General features: G+C 71.9%; 15 protein-coding genes. 8 read left to right on the top strand and 7 right to left on the bottom strand.

What is annotated here, in order from left to right; translation table 11 throughout:
- Window positions 1-118: 118 nt before the first annotated feature.
- Window positions 119-1,219 (top strand): citrate synthase 2, encoded by a 1,101-nt coding sequence (locus ACZ43N_RS29590; RefSeq protein WP_468101846.1) that lies wholly within the window; start codon window positions 119-121, stop codon window positions 1,217-1,219.
- A 13-nt stretch (window positions 1,220-1,232) separates the two neighbouring features.
- Here ACZ43N_RS29590 and ACZ43N_RS29585 read toward each other — a convergent pair whose 3' ends face one another.
- Complete coding sequence (locus ACZ43N_RS29585) at window positions 1,233-2,240, bottom strand: isopenicillin N synthase family dioxygenase (protein WP_468101843.1); 1,008 nt, start codon at window positions 2,238-2,240, stop codon at window positions 1,233-1,235.
- Window positions 2,241-2,868: 628 nt separating this feature from the next.
- On the opposite strand from ACZ43N_RS29585, the gene ACZ43N_RS29580 reads away from it, so the two are divergent.
- On the top strand, window positions 2,869-4,020 hold the full coding sequence (locus ACZ43N_RS29580) for an LmeA family phospholipid-binding protein (RefSeq protein WP_468101840.1): 1,152 nt from the start codon (window positions 2,869-2,871) through the stop codon (window positions 4,018-4,020).
- A 168-nt stretch (window positions 4,021-4,188) separates the two neighbouring features.
- Window positions 4,189-5,232, top strand: a complete 1,044-nt coding sequence (locus ACZ43N_RS29575) for a glycoside hydrolase family 5 protein (RefSeq protein WP_468101838.1) — start codon at window positions 4,189-4,191, stop codon at window positions 5,230-5,232.
- A 96-nt stretch (window positions 5,233-5,328) separates the two neighbouring features.
- Here ACZ43N_RS29575 and ACZ43N_RS29570 read toward each other — a convergent pair whose 3' ends face one another.
- From ACZ43N_RS29570 to ACZ43N_RS29560, 3 genes are all read right to left on the bottom strand, one after another.
- Window positions 5,329-5,985, bottom strand: a complete 657-nt coding sequence (locus ACZ43N_RS29570) for a maltokinase N-terminal cap-like domain-containing protein (RefSeq protein ID WP_468101836.1) — start codon at window positions 5,983-5,985, stop codon at window positions 5,329-5,331.
- A 133-nt stretch (window positions 5,986-6,118) separates the two neighbouring features.
- The gene (locus ACZ43N_RS29565) at window positions 6,119-7,639 is read right to left on the bottom strand and encodes a PAS domain-containing protein (RefSeq protein WP_468101834.1); all 1,521 of its coding nucleotides are present in this window, start codon (window positions 7,637-7,639) and stop codon (window positions 6,119-6,121) included.
- Window positions 7,640-7,850: 211 nt separating this feature from the next.
- Window positions 7,851-8,609: an SIS domain-containing protein gene (locus ACZ43N_RS29560; protein WP_468101832.1), complete on the bottom strand. Its 759-nt coding sequence runs from the start codon at window positions 8,607-8,609 to the stop codon at window positions 7,851-7,853.
- A gap of 300 nt (window positions 8,610-8,909) precedes the next feature.
- Between ACZ43N_RS29560 and ACZ43N_RS29555 the strand changes: the two genes are divergently transcribed.
- From ACZ43N_RS29555 to ACZ43N_RS29545, 3 genes are all read left to right on the top strand, one after another.
- Window positions 8,910-9,602, top strand: coding sequence for a metal-dependent transcriptional regulator (locus ACZ43N_RS29555; RefSeq protein WP_468101830.1), 693 nt, complete (start codon window positions 8,910-8,912; stop codon window positions 9,600-9,602).
- Between the two features lie 687 nt (window positions 9,603-10,289).
- A complete protein-coding gene (locus ACZ43N_RS29550) occupies window positions 10,290-11,204 on the top strand; it encodes an alpha/beta fold hydrolase (protein WP_468101828.1) in 915 nt (304 codons plus the stop codon).
- 247 nt (window positions 11,205-11,451) lie between these two features.
- The gene (locus tag ACZ43N_RS29545; protein ID WP_468101826.1) at window positions 11,452-12,069 is read left to right on the top strand and encodes a TOPRIM nucleotidyl transferase/hydrolase domain-containing protein; all 618 of its coding nucleotides are present in this window, start codon (window positions 11,452-11,454) and stop codon (window positions 12,067-12,069) included.
- Window positions 12,070-12,086: 17 nt separating this feature from the next.
- Here ACZ43N_RS29545 and ACZ43N_RS29540 read toward each other — a convergent pair whose 3' ends face one another.
- The 3 genes from ACZ43N_RS29540 to ACZ43N_RS29530 all read right to left on the bottom strand — a co-directional run bounded on the left by ACZ43N_RS29540 (window position 12,087) and on the right by ACZ43N_RS29530 (window position 15,287).
- The gene (locus tag ACZ43N_RS29540; RefSeq protein WP_468101824.1) at window positions 12,087-13,703 is read right to left on the bottom strand and encodes a transporter; all 1,617 of its coding nucleotides are present in this window, start codon (window positions 13,701-13,703) and stop codon (window positions 12,087-12,089) included.
- Window positions 13,700-14,476: an ABC transporter ATP-binding protein gene (locus ACZ43N_RS29535; RefSeq protein WP_468102065.1), complete on the bottom strand. Its 777-nt coding sequence runs from the start codon at window positions 14,474-14,476 to the stop codon at window positions 13,700-13,702. Before ACZ43N_RS29535 ends, ACZ43N_RS29540 begins: the two co-directional genes overlap by 4 nt.
- Window positions 14,477-14,603: 127 nt before the next feature.
- A complete protein-coding gene (locus tag ACZ43N_RS29530) occupies window positions 14,604-15,287 on the bottom strand; it encodes a bifunctional DNA primase/polymerase (protein ID WP_468101823.1) in 684 nt (227 codons plus the stop codon).
- 348 nt (window positions 15,288-15,635) lie between these two features.
- On the opposite strand from ACZ43N_RS29530, the gene ACZ43N_RS29525 reads away from it, so the two are divergent.
- Both ACZ43N_RS29525 and ACZ43N_RS29520 read left to right on the top strand, forming a co-directional pair.
- Window positions 15,636-17,018 carry a transcriptional regulator gene (locus tag ACZ43N_RS29525; RefSeq protein ID WP_468101822.1) on the top strand — a complete coding sequence of 461 codons (1,383 nt, stop codon included), beginning with the start codon at window positions 15,636-15,638 and terminating at the stop codon, window positions 17,016-17,018.
- 149 nt (window positions 17,019-17,167) lie between these two features.
- The gene (locus tag ACZ43N_RS29520; protein WP_468101821.1) at window positions 17,168-18,772 is read left to right on the top strand and encodes a hypothetical protein; all 1,605 of its coding nucleotides are present in this window, start codon (window positions 17,168-17,170) and stop codon (window positions 18,770-18,772) included.
- The last annotated feature ends 36 nt before the right edge of the window (window positions 18,773-18,808 follow it).

Genomic DNA, 18,808 nt, shown 5'->3' with positions numbered 1-18,808 from the left:
GGCACTGAGTGCCGCATGCCCTCCCCAAACATGGCACTCAGGCGTATCGTGCAGGAACATTCCGGATAGACCCCCGAACAGCCGAACCCCTGTCGCACACATCACGAGGAGCCGCCTGATGTCCGACTTCGTACCCGGTCTCGAAGGAGTCGTCGCGTTCGAGACGGAGATCGCCGAACCGGACAAGGAAGGCGGCGCACTCCGCTACCGCGGCGTCGACATCGAGGACCTCGTCGGCCATGTGTCCTTCGGCAACGTCTGGGGCCTGCTGGTCGACGGCGCCTTCCGCCCCGGCCTGCCCCCCGCCGAACCCTTCCCCATCCCCGTCCACTCCGGCGACATCCGCGTCGACGTCCAGTCCGCCCTCGCCATGCTCGCCCCCGTCTGGGGCCTCAAACCCCTCCTCGACATCGACGAGGAACAGGCCCGCGAGGACCTCGCCCGCGCCGCCGTCATGGCCCTCTCCTACGTCGCCCAGTCCGCCCGCGGCCAGGGCCTGCCCATGGTCCCGCAGCGCGAGATCGACAAGGCCCAGTCCGTCGTCGAACGCTTCATGATCCGCTGGCGCGGCGAACCCGACCCCAAGCACGTCGCCGCCGTCGACGCGTACTGGACGAGCGCCGCCGAGCACGGCATGAACGCGTCCACCTTCACCGCGCGTGTCATCGCGTCCACCGGCGCGGACGTGGCCGCGGCCCTCTCCGGCGCGGTGGGAGCCATGTCGGGCCCCCTCCACGGCGGCGCCCCCTCCCGCGTCCTCGGCATGATCGAGGAGATCGAGCGCACCGGCGACGCCGACGCCTACGTCAAGCGGGCCCTCGACAAGGGCGAACGCCTCATGGGCTTCGGCCACCGCGTGTACCGTGCCGAGGACCCCCGCGCCCGCGTCCTGCGCCGCACCGCCCGCGACCTCGGCGCCCCCCGCTTCGAGGTCGCCGAAGCCCTGGAGAAGGCCGCCCTCGCCGAACTCCACGCCCGCCGACCCGACCGCGTCCTGGCCACCAACGTCGAGTTCTGGGCGGCCATCGTCCTCGACTTCGCGGAGATCCCGGCGCACATGTTCACCTCGATGTTCACCTGCGCCCGCACCGCCGGCTGGTCCGCCCACATCCTCGAACAGAAGCGCACCGGCCGTCTCGTCCGCCCCTCCGCCCGCTACATCGGCCCCGGCCCCCGCAGCCCCCGCCAGATCGAGGGCTACGAGGACATCGCCCACTGACACGGCAGCACCGTCACGCGGGGCTGAGCAGCCCCGCGTGATGCCGCTCCGCCACCAGCGGATGCGCCCGCAGCTTCCCCTTCAGCTCGTTGAACCCGTACTCCGCGAACAGCGGGTTCGCCGGATCATCGGTCACCCCCGGCGCGCCCGAGGCATACGGGAACACCAGCGGCTCTATCCGCGCGTCCAGCCGAGGGTTGTAGAAGAACGGCACCGAGAACCGCTCGGTCGCCCCCGGCGGGCTCACCACCCGGTGGTTGGTCGCCACCAGATACCCGTTCGTGGCCACCTCCAGCAGTTCCCCGAGATTCACCACGAAGGCCCCCGGGAGGGGCGGCACGTCATGGAACCGCCCGTCCTCCCGCTCCACCTGCAACCCGCCCACCTGGTCCTGGAGCAACAGGGTCAGGAACCCGTAGTCCTTGTGGGCCCCCACCCCCTGCTCGGCCCCGTCCGCGGCACTGCCCGGATACCGCACCAGTTTCAGATGCGGATGCGCCCACTCCCCGAAGATCGGCGCGTAGAAGTCCGCCGGAGCGCCGATCGACACCAGCAGCTCCCTCAGCAACCGGTCGGCGACCCCGCTCAGCCGGTCGATCCACCCCAGCGCGGCCTCCCGCAGCTCGGGCAGCGCCGCGGGCCACTGATTGGGCCCCTGCAACCACCAGTAGGCGGGCTCACCCTCCCCGGGCACCCGAGCCGCCCGCTCGGCCCCCACGTCCAGCTGATCCCGCCAGTCCTGCCGCCCGCCGGTCCGCTCGTCCCCGGTCCGGGTGTACCCCCGGAAATGCGGCGACCGCACATTGTCGATGGCGAGCCGCTCACCCTCGGGCAGCGCGAAGAACTCCCGCATCACCCTGGTCAGCCGCTCGGTCTCCGCCTGCTCCACGCCGTGCCCGACGAGTTGGAAGAACCCCACATCGTGCGCCGCACTGTGCAACTGCGCGTGCAACAGCCCGCGCGCCTCGGCCCCACGATCGGCCGCCGAAAGATCGATGATGGGAAGCTGCTGATACATCATGAGACACGTCCGCAGGGTGTACGGGAGCCCGGACCGCCGCCAGGGGTGGGGCGCGGCCACGGGTGCCAACCGAAAAAGGGCAGGAAGTCAGACCAAGAGGAAGGTCGAAGAGGCCGATCTCAGGCGAAACGCCGACAGCCCATGCTCGTGACGCGCACGAAATCCACGTGCCGGCGTCGAACAAGCATCAGAACCATGCCCCCAGAATACTCCGCCCCCCACAAACGCAGGCGACCCGCAGGCTCAGGTCCCTCTTCCCAAGGAAGAGAGAGCCGGCCGGACGTACCGGCGAGCCTACGGGTCGGGTGACTGCTTGAGATTGGGCCGGCTGCGCGTGCGATCACGCGCTGGTCCGGCACCGCACTGTGCGTGGTGCCGGGCCGCTAGCCCGCAGCCACCTCACGCGTCCGGTTGTCATACATCTGCCGAACCACCTCCCTTCTCGTGTACCGCACACCCTAAGAAGCGGTCCGGACATGCTCAAGCGATTTTCCGAGAGGATTACTCGGCGCCGGCCCCGCGCGGATTCCCGCGCCGGCCGGGGTGGGCCAGATCGCGATCGTGAACTATGTCGCACGCGTGGGGTCCGGCTTGCGAGCGGGGGTGGTGGGCGTGTTCGGATGAGGTGATGCGTAGCGCTCAGGTGATGGATTCGCAGCATCGTTTCGATGATCGTTCCGGCGGGCCCCGTCGTCCGGATGCGGGGCGGCGGCGGAGTGGGCGTCGGCGGGGTGGGCGTCGGCGGCGGCCGGGGCGGTTCTCGGGATTGCCCTGGGTGGTGAAGGGGGTCGTGGGGCTGGTCGTGCTGGCCGGGGTCGTCGGCCTCGGGGACCGGTGGGCGTTGCTGTACGCCGAGCATCGGGCCGGGGAGGCGCTGCGGGAGCGGTTGGATCTGGCGGCGGCACCCGAGGTGGAGATCGGCGGATTCCCGTTCCTGACGCAACTGGCCGGTGAGCGGCTGGAGTCGGTGCGGGTGACCGTTCCGGACGTGGCGGCGGACCGGGTCTCGTTGGCGAGGGTGTCGGCCACGGCACATGACATACGGCTGGACGCGGACGGGTTCACCTCGTTGCGGGGTGCGCGGGTGCCTCGGCTCGATGGTGACGTGTTGCTGTCGTTCGCCGACCTCAATCGTGAACTGGGCGCTTCCCAGGTGGAGTTCAGCGGTGACGGCCGGGACCGGGTGCGGGCGCGGGGCATGTTGCCGGTCGCGGGGCACGAGGTGCGGGTGCGTGCGGAGGCGCGGGTCGAGCGGGAGGGTGCGCGGGGGGTCGCCACGGAGATCGGCGGTATGCGGCTGGACATCGGTGACGTGGCCACGTACCGGCCCGGTTCGCGCGCTTCGGAGGGGCTGCATCTGACGCCGAAGGCGTCCGCCGGTCTCGCGCGGGAGGCGCGCAAGGCGCGGGCGTTGTTGTCGGTGCCGGCGGTCGTACGGCGGATGGGGGTGCCCGAGGCGACCGTACGGGAGGCGTTGAGCGACGACGGCAGGCTCGCGGAGCTGACCGGTTCCCCGCGGTTCGTCCGGCAGGCCCAGGGGCTCAATCTGCTCGATCTGGCGCTGGACAACCCGGAGTTGCTGCGCGCTCTGGGGTTCGACCCCGCTCTGCTGGACGCCTTGTCCCGGCTCACGCGTCCGGTGCTCGTCGATCGGCTGTCGCTGGCCTTCGAGTTGCCGGAGCCGGAGCGGGGGGATGTGCGGTTGCGGGATGTGCGGGTGGAGGAGGACGGGATCCGGGTGCGCCTCGAGGTTTCGGAGTTGGCTGTGGGCGGTGAGTGAGCCTCGCTCGTCGATGACCTGGATCAGGCAAGCGGCTCTGGGTTCTTGATGAGATTTGGTGTGCTGATGTGTTGACCTCTGTTTGAGGTCTCTTCTACGTTGCGGGAGCACAGAGCCGCCGACCTGATGTTGAGGTTTCGCGGACGCAACTGCCCAGAAGGGGATGTCGTGCCACGAAAGAACCATCGCGGGACCGCTTGTCTGGGGGCGTTGCTGGCCGGCGCCACGGTGTTCGGCGGGGTCCTTGCCGCCCCGGCGTCGGCCGCTTCCGCGTCCGGCTCCTCCACCGCCAAGGCCGTTCTTCCGGTGAGCGCCTTCAAAGGCGTCAACTGGGCCGACCCGCGCGACAACTACGCCGACGACGCGGTGGTGCCCTCGGGCCTGTCCACGTCGGACAGCTACGCCACGACCTACGCCAAGTCCAAGGCGATCGTCGGCGGGTTCGCGAAGCTCGGCGCCAACACGGTCCGTCTGCCGGTCAACCCGACCTCCGTGAACGGCCCGTTCTGGAAGTCGTACCGGGGTGCGATCGACGCCGCCACCGCCAAGGGCTTCAAGGTCGTCCTCGGGTACTGGGAGGCCGACAACGCCAAGGACGGCAAGATCGACGACCAGGCCGCCTGGGACCGCATGTGGGCGCGGATCACCTCCTCGTACGCGGGCAACGCGAAGGTGTACTTCGAGCCGATGAACGAGCCGTTCGGCTACACCTCGCAGGAGTGGCGTGATGTCGCCGCCCGCTGGCTGAGGACGCACCGCTTCGTGCCGCGCGACCGGATCCTGATCGGCGGCATCAAGTACAGCGAGGACGTCAAGCCGGTGTGTGCCGACAGCCGGCTGGACGGCACCCGGATCGCGCTGCACAACTACGGCTTCTGGCACACCGACTGGACGAGCGTCGACCAGTGGAAGGCGGACTTCAAGCAGCGCATCGGTACGTGTGCCGCGCGCACGGTCCTCGACGAGTTCGGTGCCTCCATGACGACCGGCCTGGACTACAACGGGCCGGTGGGCGGCTCCAACGAGGTCGCGTACATCCAGGCCGCGACCGACGTCATCCGGGAGCTGGGCCTGGGCTCGGTCTACTGGCCGGGTCTGCGCAACGGCGACACGTACTCCCTGACCACCCTCCAGGGCACGGGGACCCGCCTCAGCCTGACGGTGAACAACCAGAGCGGGCTGGACCGTCTGCACTGGGCGTGGAAGCAGTAGCCGCGGGCCGAGCAGCCGAGGCGCGACGCCGACGGTGACTCCCTTCCGGGTCCGGCGCTTTGGGCGACCGGGCCCGGAAGAGGTGTGTCAGGGCGGTCAGCCGCGGAGCACGGCGAAGACCGCGCGGGTCCGGTCGCCGTCCGGGAGGTCCCAGTGGCCGGCCACATGTCCCGTCACGTCCCCGGGGCGGTCGGCCGCGCCGTCCGGGGCGGGCCGCAGGACCCGGTTCAGCCGGAGGGTGAGGCCCGGCGCGACCGCGAGTTCGCTGGCCTCCTTGTCGTCCTCGACGGAGAGGGGTGCGGCGGCTGCGGGCAGCGGTGCGGAAGCCGCGCAGGAGCGGGTGATCTCGTGGTCCGGGGTGTCGGTGAGGCTCTGGGCCTGGGCCTGGGCGCGACCCTCGAAGAGGGCGAGGAGTTCCGTGACGAGCACGGGGTCGTGGCAGCCGTCGTAGGCCCAGCGGGTGCCGAGTACGCCGTGTTCCAGGGTGCCGATCAGGGCGTGCCCGGCGCCTTCGAGGGGGGCGCCGCGGTAGGTGAGGGGCACCAGGTAGTGGACGGGTTCGGGGCCGGCGGCGTCGGCGGCCACCATGAACTCGATGCCGACCTCGCCGTCCGGGTCGTCGAGGCGGAACCCTCCGGCCTTGGTCAACTGCGGCTCGCCCGCGCCGCCCCGGTACCACGGGCGGCCCGGCAGCCAGGAGGTGAGCAGTTCGAGCTTGGTGGGCGTGAGAGTGGTGCGGTGAATGATCGCCATCCCCCGATTCTCCGCCCGCCTCCCGACCCCACGCGAGCGTTTTCCCCTCGCCCGGTCTCCGACCGCGCACACCCCCACCCGCTCGCACGCAGGGGCTTTCCTCGCGTCAGCCGCTCACCGTGCCCGCCGTCGGTTACCTTGCCGCCTCCCCGGCCGCCCCCAGGTCCAGCGCCGCGGCGATGCGTACGGCGACGTCCTCCGCGTAGAGGGAGTCGGTGCGTTCGAACGGGGTGCGGCCGGCGCCGCGGAGGAAGGTGACGACGCCGAGGGTGCGGCCGCGGCTGCGCAGGACGGCGCAGAGGGCGTGCACGGTCTCCGGCGGCCACTGGCGGGCCGTGGCCCAGTCACGGGCGGCTTCCGGGGAGGCGGATCCGGCGCTGGCGCGTACCGATCCGGCCCGTTCCACGCATTGCAGGGCGGGGTGGCCCTGGCCGTAGCGGACGGGGATGCCGGCGTGACCGGCGAGGTGGCTGGGGCCGGGCGCGCCGGAGGGGGTGGCGGCGGCGCGCACGAGCCGTACGGGCCCGTCGTCGGCCGGCGGGGGGCCCGCGACCCGGTCGATGAGGGCGTGGTCGGCGAAGCCGGCGAGGGCGAAGTCGAGGTGGACGGTGGCGGCCTCGCCGGGGTCCTCGCACTCGGCGGCGGCGCGTGCGGCCCGGTGCAGCTGGTTGACGCGGAAACGGAGGAGGGCGGCCTCCTGTTCGCTCTGTTTGGCCTCGGTGATGTCCTGGAAGAGCCAGCCGACCCCGAGGGGTACGGGTTCCTCGGCCAGGGGTGAGGCGAGACGGAGGAAGCCGCTGCGCCAGCAGCGACGTTTCTCCCCGTCGGGGGTGCGGACGCCGACCCAGATCTCGGCGGGCGCGGGCGGGGCGCCCTCGGCGAGTACGTGGGTGAGGGCGCTCTCGACTTCCTCGACGCCCTGGGTGAGGAGTTCGCCGAGCGGGCGTCCGAGGACGGCGGTGCGGCCGATGCCGAGGGCGCGGGCGGCGTGGGTGTTGACGACGGCGGGCCGCAGGTCGGCGTCGACGAGGACGACTCCCCATGAGGCGTCCTCGAAGAGCGCCTCGCTGAGCGCGATGGACCGTTCGAGGTCGATCTGGGCGTGGACCTCGCTGAAGGCGCAGTACAGGCCGGCGGGTTTGCCGTCGGGGCCGGGTACGCCGGCGGACTGGGTGCGGACGAGGACGCGTCCGCCGTCCTTGGTGACGAGGGCGAACTCGTGGACCTGCCGTCCGGAGGCGTGCATGGCGGCCATCAGCCGCGCCTCGACCTCCTCGGCGTCGGCGGTCCGTATGGCCCAGCCGGCGAAGCCGTGCCGTCCGACGGCTTCCTCGGCGCTCCAGCCGAGGATGCGTTCGGCCTCGCGGTTCCAGTGGGTGACGACCCCGTCGGCGTCGAAGGCGCACAGGGCCGCGTCCATGCCGTCGAGGAGGGCGGCGAGGAGGTCCGCGCCACCGGGATCCACGGAGTCCATGGCGTCCTCCGTGTCGATGTCTTCGCCGTCTTCGCCGTCTTCGCCGTGCTCGCTGTCGTCGATCCGGTCGTTCTGGTCGCTCTGGTTGTTCCTGCCGGTCCGGCCGTCCCTCGGACCGTTGCGTTCGGGCTCGTCGGGCCCCAGTGCGTCGGTGGCCCCACTACGTCGGGAAGCACTCACCTGAACCCCCTGCAGGCTGCGTTGCGTCCGCACGTACGGCGCGTCGGTTCGCTCACTCGTCATCATTCAACTCGAACGTGACCCAGCCCACATCTGGTTCACGCAAGATTTGGACGAAATCGTTGTACGCCGGATTTCCTTCTCACCGTTCCCACGCACCTGCGCCCTACACACCCGAGGGGGTGCGTCGGTCTCGCCGGGCGGGGCGGTGTCAGCGCAGGTAGAAGATGCGGTCGCCGTACTCCCGGAAGACGTGGTCGTTCCAGTCGAGGCCGCCGTCGACGTTCCCGGACCGCAGCAGCGGGGGCTGCACGCCCCGGTCGGCGAGGTCGGTCGCGGCGGTGGCCATGACCGCCTGGAGGAGGGCGGAGGTGACGACGGTGGACGCCGGGGCGAAGGGGGCGGGCACGGCGTCGTGGGTGAGTTCGGCGTCGCCGACGGCGATCTTGGAGTCGAGGACGAGATCGCAGTGGTCCTTGAGGAAGGTGCCCGAGGAGTGGCGTGAAGTCGTCGCGGTGGCGTAGGCGACGGAGGTGACGCCGATGACCTTCACGCCGAGTTCGCGGGCGTGCCGGGCCATCTCGACGGGGAGTGAGTTGCGGCCGGACAGGGAGATGACGATGAGGAGGTCGCCGGCGCCGAGGGGGCTGCTGTCGAGTACGGCGGTCGCCAGTCCGTCGACCCGCTCCAGCGCGGAGCCCAGCGTCGCGGGCGTCACGTCGACGCCGACGGCGCCGGGGACGGCCAGCAGGTTCATGAGTGCGAGGCCGCCGGCCCGGTAGACGAGATCCTGTGCGGCGAGCGAGGAGTGTCCGGCGCCGAACGCGAAGAGGCGGCCCCCGTCGATCACCGTGTCCGCGACGAGTTTCCCGGCGGCGGCGACGGCGTCGGCCTCCTCGTCGCGTACCCGCTCCACCAGACCGATGGCCGCGTCCAGAAAACGCCGTGCCGCCGCAGTGCCGTCCGTCATGCCCGCACCCCTCCGCTCCGTCCGACCTGCGGATCACGTTAAAGGTCTGGACCAGTGGTGTGTCAATACGGCGTGCGGCGGTGTGCGCGGGAGGTCACCGGTGCCGCGGACCCGCGCGATCGGTCGCGGACGGCCCGGCGGAGGGGTGTCCCTCCCGTCGTCCTCACGTTCCGGGCCGGGGCGAAGGGCGGGCCTGCCCCGTGAAGAAACGGCAGCGACGGCACGGTTGTCAGTGGGATGCGTAAGAATTGACTCCAGGGCCAGCGCAGCGAAGCCGCTGAATCTCATCGAGGGGCACGTATGTCCGGACTGATCGACACGACGGAGATGTATCTCCGCACCATCCTCGAGCTCGAAGAGGAAGGTGTGGTCCCCATGCGTGCCCGGATCGCCGAGCGCCTCGATCAGAGCGGTCCGACGGTCAGCCAGACGGTGGCGCGCATGGAGCGCGACGGCCTGGTCTCGGTCGCGGCGGACCGGCATCTGGAGCTCACCGAGGAGGGTCGTCGTCTCGCGACGCGCGTGATGCGCAAGCACCGCCTCGCGGAGTGTCTGCTCGTCGACGTCATCGGCCTGGAGTGGGAGCAGGTCCACGCGGAGGCCTGCCGCTGGGAGCACGTGATGAGCGAGGCCGTGGAGCGCCGGGTGCTCGAACTGCTGCGGCACCCCACGGAGTCGCCGTACGGCAATCCGATCCCGGGCCTGGAGGAGCTGGGCGAGAAGGACGGCGCCGACCCGTTCCTGGACGAGGGCATGGTGTCCCTGGCGGATCTCGACCCCGGCCACGAGGGCAAGACCGTCGTGGTGCGCCGGATCGGCGAGCCCATCCAGACGGACGCGCAGCTGATGTACACGCTGCGGCGTGCGGGAGTGCAGCCCGGCTCCGTGGTGAGTGTGACGGAGGCGGCCGGCGGGGTCCTCGTGGGCAGCGGCGGTGAGGCCGCGGAGCTCGCGGCGGACGTCGCCTCGCACGTGTTCGTCGCCAAGCGCTGAGGCTTTCGCCGCGGCGTCCGCCGACGCGTCACGCCCGCCACCTCGACCGTCCGCCGACCGCTCGCCGAAGTCCGAGATTCGCTGCGCCGAATGGCAGCGCGGCGACCGTTCGCGTGCGAGGCTTGCCCGTGAGGCATATGACCTGAGGGGCTCTTGGCCGCCCGAGACGGCGCATCTCGCGGTGGCGGAGGAGGGGGCGGGGCGGATGTGCCATGGACGTGAGGAGGGCCCCGGCGCCATGCGGCGCCGGGGCCTGTCCTCCCCTGTGCTGACCCGGAGCCCCGAGCTCTCAGGGTCATCCCCCTCGGACCGTTTTCCCCGAGTGGTCCGCCTCCCGTTGAAGATCTCCCCTCACCGGTGGCGGGCAATCCTTGGGGGAGGTCACTCGAATGAGGGGTGTTGTCGCCAGAAACGGCATCTTCGAATGTGTATTCGATAACGTGTACGGCGTGGCGTCGCGTCGAGCGGCCCGTCCCGGACCGGCCCACGCATCCCATACGTAACGTGCCGATCGAAATGCACGCTGTAACAACAGGTGCGCGCCGTGCGAGCGGCGCGCACCACGGCGCGAACAGCAGGAGCAGCACGACAGCGGTACGACAGCGGTCAGAACGAATGGACCACCCGGTTCCATGCGCGGCGGGAGCCGGGAAGCGAGCGGTCCGAGCGGAAGTGTGGGGGGTGCCAATGACGCAGCGCATCGACGTGACCGGAACGGGCGGCGTGAGTCTCGCTGCCTGGGAGTTCGGGGACCCGCCCAAGACCGGGGACATACCCGGCGACCTGACCGGGGACCGGACGGAGACCGGGGCGGGGGAGAAACCCGGGAGCGAGCAGAGGCCCGGGGTGCTGTTACTGCACGGTCTCATGGGCCGCGCCTCGCACTGGGCTCCCACCGCCCGCTGGCTCTCCGAGCGGCACCGCGCCGTCGCCCTGGACCAGCGGGGTCACGGCCGGAGCGAGAAGCCGGAGCAGGCCGCCTACACCCGTGAGGCCTATGTGGAGGACGCCGAGGCGGCCATCGAACAGCTCGGCCTCGCCCCCGTCGTCCTCATCGGCCATGCCATGGGCGCGCTCACCGGCTGGCAACTGGCCGCCAAGCGCCCGGACCTGGTACGCGGTCTGATCATCTGTGACATGCGGGCGTCGGCGCTGGGCGCCGCCTCGCAGCGCGAGTGGGAGAACTGGTTCAAGGCCTGGCCACTGCCCTTCGCGACCCTCGCCGATGTCCGCAAGTGGTTCGGGGAGGACGATCCCTGGGTGGAGCGCCCCAACCCCGCACGCGGCGAGTTCTACGCCGAGGTCATGCACGAGGGCCCCGACGGCTGGCGGCCTGTCTTCGACCCCGAGCAGATGCTGAAGACCCGCGAGACCTGGGTGTACGACGCCCACTGGGAGGAACTCACCCAGGTCCGGTGCCCCACCCTCGTCGTCCGCGGACTTGACGGCGAACTGGGCCGCGCCGAGGCCCAGGAGATGGTCCGCGTCCTGCCCGACGGCCAGTACGCCGAGGTCGCCGACGCCGGCCACCTCGTCCACTACGACCAGCCCGAGGCATGGCGTGCCGCGATTGAGCCGTTCCTGGACGGCTTCACCGGCTGAGCGAGCCGAACCGGTGGGCAAGGGCCCCGGAGCGAGTCGCTCCGGGGCCAGCCGTACGGCCACGGACTGAGCCGGGGCGCGGGCCCGGCCCGGCTCCGCCCGGCCGGGTTCGGCGTCCTGACGCCGGTCCCCGGCTTCCCGCGGTGAGCCTCGAACGGCGCTGCCGACGGGCTCCGTCGTCGGCGCTTCCGATCGGCGCGGGGGAAAATCCCTGTCCCAGCGGGCGGGAAGGACGGACACTCGTCGTATGGGTGACATGGGGGCGTTCCGTGAGGCGGTCATCGGGTGGGCGGCCGGGGGGCCGGGAGACCCCGCGCGGGACCTGGCCTCGACGGTGGGCGTCCGGGCGGTCGTACTGCTCGAAGGGCCGAGCGATGTCGCGGCGGTCGACGCGCTCGCCGGCAGACGGGGGCGGGACCTCGCCGCCGAAGGAGTCTGCGTCCTGCCGATGGGCGGCGCGATGAGCGTCGGCCGCTTCGCCGGGCTCCTCGGCCCGTCCGGCCTCGGCCTCCGCCTCACCGGGCTGTGCGACGAGCGGGAACGCGGCTACTACGCCCGCGGCTGGGAACGGGCCGGTGCGGCTCCCGAGGGGTATTTCGTCTGCGCGGCCGACCTGGAGGACGAACTCATCCGCGCGCTCGGCGTGACCCGCGTCCGGGAACTCGTCCGAGCGGAGGGCGACCTGCGCCCCCTGCAGACCTTCCTCCGCCAGCCCGCCCAGCAGGGCCGCCCCTCCCAGCAGCAGCTCCGCCGGTTCTTCGGCACGAAGAAGGGCCGCAAGATCCAGTACGGGCGCGTCCTCGTCGAGGCCCTCGACCCCGATCGCGTACCCGCCCCTCTTGACGACCTGTTCGCCGCACTCTGACGCGCGGCTGTTGACCGCTAGGCCCTGCTCACCGCCGCCAGGATCTCGGGCAGCCGCCGCGCCGTGCGGGGCGCGGCCAGACGGATGCCTAGCTCGGCCACGCCCGCCCCGTAGGCCGCCCCCACCGGCAGCGTCACCCAGGCCCAGGCGGTTCCGCCCTCCACCACGTGGACCCAGAGGGTGAGCGCGATGACAGGCAGGCAGAGCAGCGCGGCTCCCACCATGCCGCCGAAGACGGAGATCCACGCGAGGCCCGCCTGACCCGGCGCGACGTTCTTGTAGCCCTCCTGGGGGATGGAGTACGGGAAGCGGGCGGAGGACCAGGCGCCCGCGGCGAGCATCGCGCCGAGCAGGGCGAAGGACAGCCCGAGCACCTCCGGCAGGGCGTCCCAGTCACCGAGGAGGGCGGTGGTCACCACCGTCACGACGGTGGCGTACGGGAGAGTGATCACGAGCAACGCCAGTGCCCGGCCCCGGAGTTCGACGTACGCGTCCCTGGTGGAGGAGATCGTCATGGCGACCGTCCAGAAAGCGGAACCGTCCTGCCCGAACTGGTTGTACATGAGGATCCCGAGCATCCCCGCCGCGAAGCACGCGAAGTACACCGTGCCGGTGCCCTGGAGCGCGTTGAAGACGGGCACGATCAACCCGATGGCCAGCGACGTCACCCACGCCGCCTTCGTCTTGGGGTCCCGCCACACATAGCGCAGACTCCGCTCCATGGTCGTCCCGGTACGCCCCGACGGCAGCAGCCGGCTCAGCCCGGTGGACCGCGTCCGCCCCGGGGCGCCGGCGTCGACGGACGGGAGCGTCGAGCCGTCCGGCGAGGTCATCAGCCGCGTCAGACTCCCGGACCACCACCGCAGCAGGGCCACCAAGGCGGCGCAGCAGAGCAGCAGTTGGGCCGCCGCGATGCCGTACGCGCCCTCGCTCACCGCGTGCACCGCGCCGATCGCCGACGCCGGCGGCACCCAGGCCACTACGTCCGCCACCGGTTCCAGTCGCCCCAGCCCGGACGAACCCAGGCGCTGCACACCGAAGTTGACGACCTGCATGCCCACCGCGATCACCAGCCCGCTCAACACCGCCAGATCGCGGCCCCGGCGGCTGGTCAGCAGGCGGATGTTCGCGGCGGCCACCGCCCTGGCGAGTGCGACACAGCCGAGGAGTGCCAGTGGCACGGCGGCCACGGCGACGACGTACGACGCGGTCCCGTGCGCCACCGCCACCACCGATCCCGCCAGCACGCACAGCGTGAACAGCGGACCGACGCCCACCAGCGAGGCCGCCAGCAGTGCCCGTACGAGCGGTCGTGGCCGCAGCGGAAGCATCACCAGCCGGGTCGCGTCCAGTGTCTCGTCGCCGCTGGGGAAGAACAGCGGCATCACCGCCCAGCCGAGCGCCAGCACCGCCACCAGCGGCACGATCACGGCCACCGCGTCCGCCTCGCCCCGCAGCGCGACCAGCCCCGCCAGCGTGAGCGCCGCGAACAGCAGGGCGAACACCACCGAAGCCACGTACACGGCACGCCGCCCGGCCGACTGCCGCAGGCCGTTCCGCAGCAGCGACAGCTTCAGACGGACGACTACGGAGGTCACGGACTCGGTACGCGCCCCGCTCGCCGCGCTCGTCATGGCGCCGTCCCGCCGCCGCCCAGCCAGTCCAGATCCGCCCCGGCGTCCCGTCCGCTCGCCCCCACCAGATCCAGGAACGCCCGCTGAAGCGAGGGCGCGGCACCCCGTACGTCGGCGAGCGGGCCGTGCGCGCGGATGCTGCCCGCGACCATGACGGCCACCCAGTCGCACAGCGACTCGACGAGCTCCATGACATGGGAGGAGAAGACGACGGTGGCGCCGGAGGCGGTGTACCGCTCCAGGACGCCCCGGATGGTGTGCGCGGACACCGGGTCGACGCCCTCGAACGGCTCGTCCAGGAAAAGGACTTCGGGATTGTGAAGGAGGGCGGCGGCGAGCCCGATCTTCTTCCGCATGCCCGTCGAGTAGTCGACGACGAGCTTGTGCCGGGCGCCCGCGAGGTCCAGTACGTCCAGGAGCTGGGCGGCCCGTTTGTCCACCTCGGAGCCGGGCAGTCCGCGCAACCGACCTGTGTACGAGAGGAGTTCGGCGCCGGTGAGCCGGTCGAAGAGCCGCAGCCCCTCCGGCAGCACCCCGATCCGGGCCTTCACCTCGACCGGGTCCCGCCACACGTCGTGCCCCACGACCTCGACGGAACCCTGATCGGGCCGCAGCAGCCCGGTGACCATCGACAGGGTCGTCGTCTTCCCGGCCCCGTTCGGCCCGACGAGACCGATGAACCGCCCGGCCGGCAGCTCCAAGTCGATCCCGGCGACGGCCACTTGGGTCCCGAACCGCTTCCAGAGACCATGGACGCGTACGGCGGCGGACACGCTCACGCCGATTGCTCCTTCCGGTCGACGGCGCCCCCGGTTCCTCAGGGGCGCGGGGAACTGCGCGAACAGCCACGTCCACCCCGCGACCGCGGGATGACGAGCAGCCCCCACCCAGAGCGTTTGTCTATCGGCGTCCGTCCCGCCCGCACGCGTACGCGAGCGGTGAGATCAGCTCCTCGGCGTCGGGCAGCCACCGGTTCGCCGAAGTGGGACGACGCGCCCACTGCACGGCCCCCCGCGACCCGTACCGGGTCGGCGGTGCCGCCACGTACTCGCCCTCGCCCAGCGCCCTGATGTCGAGGGAGAGCGGGGACCAGCCCAACTTCCGTACAAGATCCGAGAGCTTGACCGACGCGCCCGGCAGCACGAAGAAGTGCATACGGCGGTCCGGCGTCCAGGTCACCGGACCGAGCGTCAGATCCATGCGCTCCATCCGGGCCAGTGCCAGCAGGCCGGCCGTCTCGGGAACGTCGATCGTGTCGAACGTACGCCCTGTCGGCAGCAGGATCGACGCGGTCGGCTGCTTGGACCACAGACGGCGTGCGACGGTCGCACTGCCTGTCGCCTGGGTCGCCCAGTCCTCACGCGCCGGGTGCGCGCCGGGGGTCGCGCACGCGGTGCTGCCACAAGAGCAGTGCTGCACCCCGTCGACTGCCTCCAGCCACGTACCGGGAACCACGTCCCAATGACGTTCTTCGGCGTATCGAACGGCGGTGTCCAGCAGCGTTTCACCACGCTGCTTCGGGATGTGGGCAGCTTCAGGGCCCGCGATGGTCTCTTCCACGATGAACACAACTCTAGCGCTCATCGGTGGTTACGGATGTCACATGCGCGGGGGAGAGCATCGCCAACGGGGCCGGGGCGCATGGGTGCATGTCCGGGGGCGCGCGGGAGGGATCGCCGAGTGAGCCGGGTAGCCACGTGTGGGGTACAGCATCCGTGTTTACCCCGGCAATCCTGGCATGTCTCGCATCTTCGGTATGTCGGTGGGGCATTGATCTTCGAGGCCGGAACCTTTCGACTGGCGGGTATGCGCTTTCGGTACGCGTGTTCGGTGCGCGCACCGGGCCGCGTGACCGCGATTCCGAAGGGGTTCGGCGCTGAAGACACGTCAACTCGGTGCATGGGCAGGCACCACAGCCACAGGGGGTACGCCATGGCCGCAAGGCCGCTCGTCGCCAGGCAGCCGAACGAACGACTGCAGGCGCTCATCCAGGAAGCGGGCTGTTCCAACGCCGGGCTCGCCCGGCGGGTCAACATGTGCGGCGCGGAGCACGGTCTCGACCTCCGCTATGACAAGACGTCCGTCGCGCGCTGGCTGCGCGGACAGCAGCCGCGGGGCCGGGCCCCCGCGATCATCGCCGAGGCGCTGGGCCGCAAGCTGGGCCGTACGGTCACGATCGACGAGATCGGCATGGCCAACGGCAAGCACCTCGCGTCCGGTGTGGGGCTCCAGTTCTCGCCGACGGTCCTCGGGGCCATCGAGCAGGTCTGCGAGCTCTGGCGCAGCGACGTGGGCCGGCGGGACTTCCTGTCGGGGTCGTCCGTGGCCGCCTCCGCGCTCGTCGAGCCCAGCCGTGACTGGCTGATCTCGGCACCGGACCCCCAGGTGGCCCGCTCGGCGGGACCCAGGGTCGGGCTGGCCGACGTGGCGGCCGTGAGCGCGATGACCCAGGCGCTCGTCGACCTCGACCACCAGTACGGCAGCGGCCATGTCCGGCCGGTCGTCGTGCACTACCTGAACAGCGTCGTCTCGGGGCTGTTGGCCGGCTCGTACCGGGAGGCCGTGGGCCGCGAGCTGTTCGCGGCGGTCGCCCGGCTGACCGAACTCGCCGGATACATGGCCGTCGACACCGGTCAGCCCGGGCTCGCCCAGCGGTACTACATCCAGGCGCTCCGGCTCGCCCAGGCCGCGGGTGACCGCGCGTACGGCGGCTATGTGCTCGCCGCGTCCATGAGCCACCTCGCCGCCCAGCTCGGGAACCCCCGCGAGATCGCGCAGTTGGCGCGCGCGGCGCAGGAAGGGGCGCGCGGGCGGGCCACACCCCGCGCGGAGTGCATGTTCCACGCGGCGGAGGCGCGCGGGCACGCGCTGATGGGAGACGCGCGCGCCGCGCAGACGGCGGCCGGGCGGGCCGTCGAGGCGCTGGAGGCGGCGGACCCGGCGTCCGGGGACGACCCGGCGTGGATCAGGCACTTCGACGAGGCCTATCTCGCCGACGAGTTGGCGCACTGCCACCGGGACCTCGGGCAGGCGGAGGCCGCGGCGCGGCACGCCGAGGAGTCGCTGGCCAAGCACCCCGAGACGCGGGCCCGGCGGCGGGCGATCGGCTATGTGCTGCTCGCCACGGCGCAGGTGCAGCAGCGGGAGGTCGAGCAGGCCTGCCACACGGGATTGAAGGCCGTGGAACTGCTCGGGTCGCTGCGGTCGAATCGAGGGGCCGAGTATCTGGAGGACTTCCAGCAGAGGTTGGAGCCGTTCCGGGAGGAGGCGGTGGTCAGGGAGTTCGGGGCGCGCATGGATCTGCAGGCGGCGTAGCTCCTGCCGGGGGGGGCGGTCGTGCGATTCCCCGCGCCCGATTGAGGGGGGCTTGGCCGATTGGTGGGCCGCGGGTGTGCTGAGGTCGTTGCCGGGAACCGGTAGCGTGAGGCGACGATTCCGCAAGTCCCCCGTTCGTAGGAGTCCCGGTGACGCAGAGTGGACAGGGCGAGGAGCCCTCGGCGCGGCCCGCGCACGAAGGCATCGTGCTGCCCTCCGACGGTGGGGCGCCGCTGCTCCCGAGCGATCTGCCCCCGGCTCCGCTTCCCCCGGCTCCGTCGGCCCACCCGTGGGGCCAGGGCGGTCACGACGAGCGGGACCAGCCGCCGGCCGGCTCCTGGGGCGCCGCTCCCGCGCCCGAGTGGGGCGGCCACGGGGCTCGGGGCGGCGGTCTGCCGCTGCCGCCCGAGGGGCCGTCGCAGGGCGGTTACGGCCCCGGGGGGGCGTCGCAGGGCGGTTACGGAGCCCCGGGGGCGTCGCAGGCCGCGTACGGGGGCGACGGCTACACCGGGGCCGGCTCCGGGACGCCTTTGCCGCCGGTCGCGGGAGAGGTCTCCCCCGCGTCGGGCGGGGCGCCGATGCCGCCGGCCGCGCCGGTGGACGAGGGCGCCACTCAGTACCTCCCGCCGGTGCCGTCGGCCGGCCCCGTGCCCGGGCACGAGGCGGCGACGCAGTACATACCGCCGGTGCCCGCGGCCCCGGAGGCCGCCACCCAGTACCTGCCTCCGGTCGGCCCGGGCGCGCTGCCGCCGGAGACATCGGCCGACGCGACCACGTACCTGGGGCGGGTCCCGGACAACGGCGCCGGCCCCTTGCCGCACCCCGGCCACGGGGCGCCGATGGGGAACCCGGACGCCGACGCCACCCAGTACATACCGCCGGTGGCCGCCCAGCAGCAGGCGCCGGACCGGGCCCACACTCAGGGGTACGGCGCGCCGCAGCAGCAGCCGGATGTGTTCGACAGTCTCTTCCGCAGTGAGCCCGCGGCCGCCGGACCTGCCGGCGCCACGCAGCAGATGCCCAGGATCGAGCAGCCGTACGCCGCGCAGCCGCCCCAGGGCCCCGGGGGGCACGGAGGGCGGGCCTCCGCGAGACGTGACGGTGGTGGCTCAGGGGGCCGCACGGGGTCCAAGGTGCCGCTGATCGCCGCCGTGGGCGTGGGCATCGCCGTCCTCGGTATCGGGGCGGGCGCCCTGATGGCCGGGGGCGCCAAGGACGACCAGGGGCAGGGCGACGACCAGAACGTGTCGGCGTCCGATTCGTCGGCCGAGGAGTCGGCGTCCGCGCCGGCCGACCCGGCGAAGGAACAGGCGGTCGCGCTGGACAAGCTGCTCGCGGACAGCGGCGACAGCCGCAGCAGCGTGATCAAGGCGGTCGGGAACATCCGGTCCTGCACCAACCTGGGCCAGGCCGCCACGGACCTGCGGAACGCCGCCAAGCAGCGCGACGGCCTCGTGACGGAGCTCGGTGAGCTGTCCGTCGACAAGCTGCCGGACAACGCCGCCCTGACCACCGCGCTCACCAAGGCGTGGCAGGCATCCGCCTCCGCCGACAACCACTACGCCGCGTGGGCCGACCAGGTCGCCGGCAAGGGGAAGCTGTGCAGGAAGGGCCAGGCCCGCTCCACCGGCGAGACCCAGGCGGGCAACCAGGCCAGCAGCACGGCGAGCGCCGAGAAGACCAAGGCGGCCCGACTGTGGAACTCGATCGCCGCCAAGTACGGCCTGACCCAGCGACAGGCGGGCCAGCTCTAGGGTCGCCCGCTCCCCTGACCGGGCTCAGCAGTACGA

It is taken from the genome of Streptomyces sp. NPDC030814, from assembly GCF_055572155.1.
Note: the sequence above shows the minus strand (reverse complement) of the source record. Positions and strands in the feature narration are given on the sequence as shown.

Coding starts and splice junctions, on each gene's coding strand:
- ACZ43N_RS29545 (WP_468101826.1), top strand. CDS start 11,452: ATGGGTGACATGGGGGCGTTCCGTGAGGCGGTCATCGGGTGGGCGGCC.
- ACZ43N_RS29540 (WP_468101824.1), bottom strand. CDS start 13,703: ATGACGAGCGCGGCGAGCGGGGCGCGTACCGAGTCCGTGACCTCCGTA.
- ACZ43N_RS29525 (WP_468101822.1), top strand. CDS start 15,636: ATGGCCGCAAGGCCGCTCGTCGCCAGGCAGCCGAACGAACGACTGCAG.
- ACZ43N_RS29580 (WP_468101840.1), top strand. CDS start 2,869: ATGCGTAGCGCTCAGGTGATGGATTCGCAGCATCGTTTCGATGATCGT.
- ACZ43N_RS29555 (WP_468101830.1), top strand. CDS start 8,910: ATGTCCGGACTGATCGACACGACGGAGATGTATCTCCGCACCATCCTC.
- ACZ43N_RS29560 (WP_468101832.1), bottom strand. CDS start 8,609: ATGACGGACGGCACTGCGGCGGCACGGCGTTTTCTGGACGCGGCCATC.
- ACZ43N_RS29550 (WP_468101828.1), top strand. CDS start 10,290: ATGACGCAGCGCATCGACGTGACCGGAACGGGCGGCGTGAGTCTCGCT.
- ACZ43N_RS29570 (WP_468101836.1), bottom strand. CDS start 5,985: ATGGCGATCATTCACCGCACCACTCTCACGCCCACCAAGCTCGAACTG.
- ACZ43N_RS29530 (WP_468101823.1), bottom strand. CDS start 15,287: ATGAGCGCTAGAGTTGTGTTCATCGTGGAAGAGACCATCGCGGGCCCT.
- ACZ43N_RS29590 (WP_468101846.1), top strand. CDS start 119: ATGTCCGACTTCGTACCCGGTCTCGAAGGAGTCGTCGCGTTCGAGACG.
- ACZ43N_RS29585 (WP_468101843.1), bottom strand. CDS start 2,240: ATGATGTATCAGCAGCTTCCCATCATCGATCTTTCGGCGGCCGATCGT.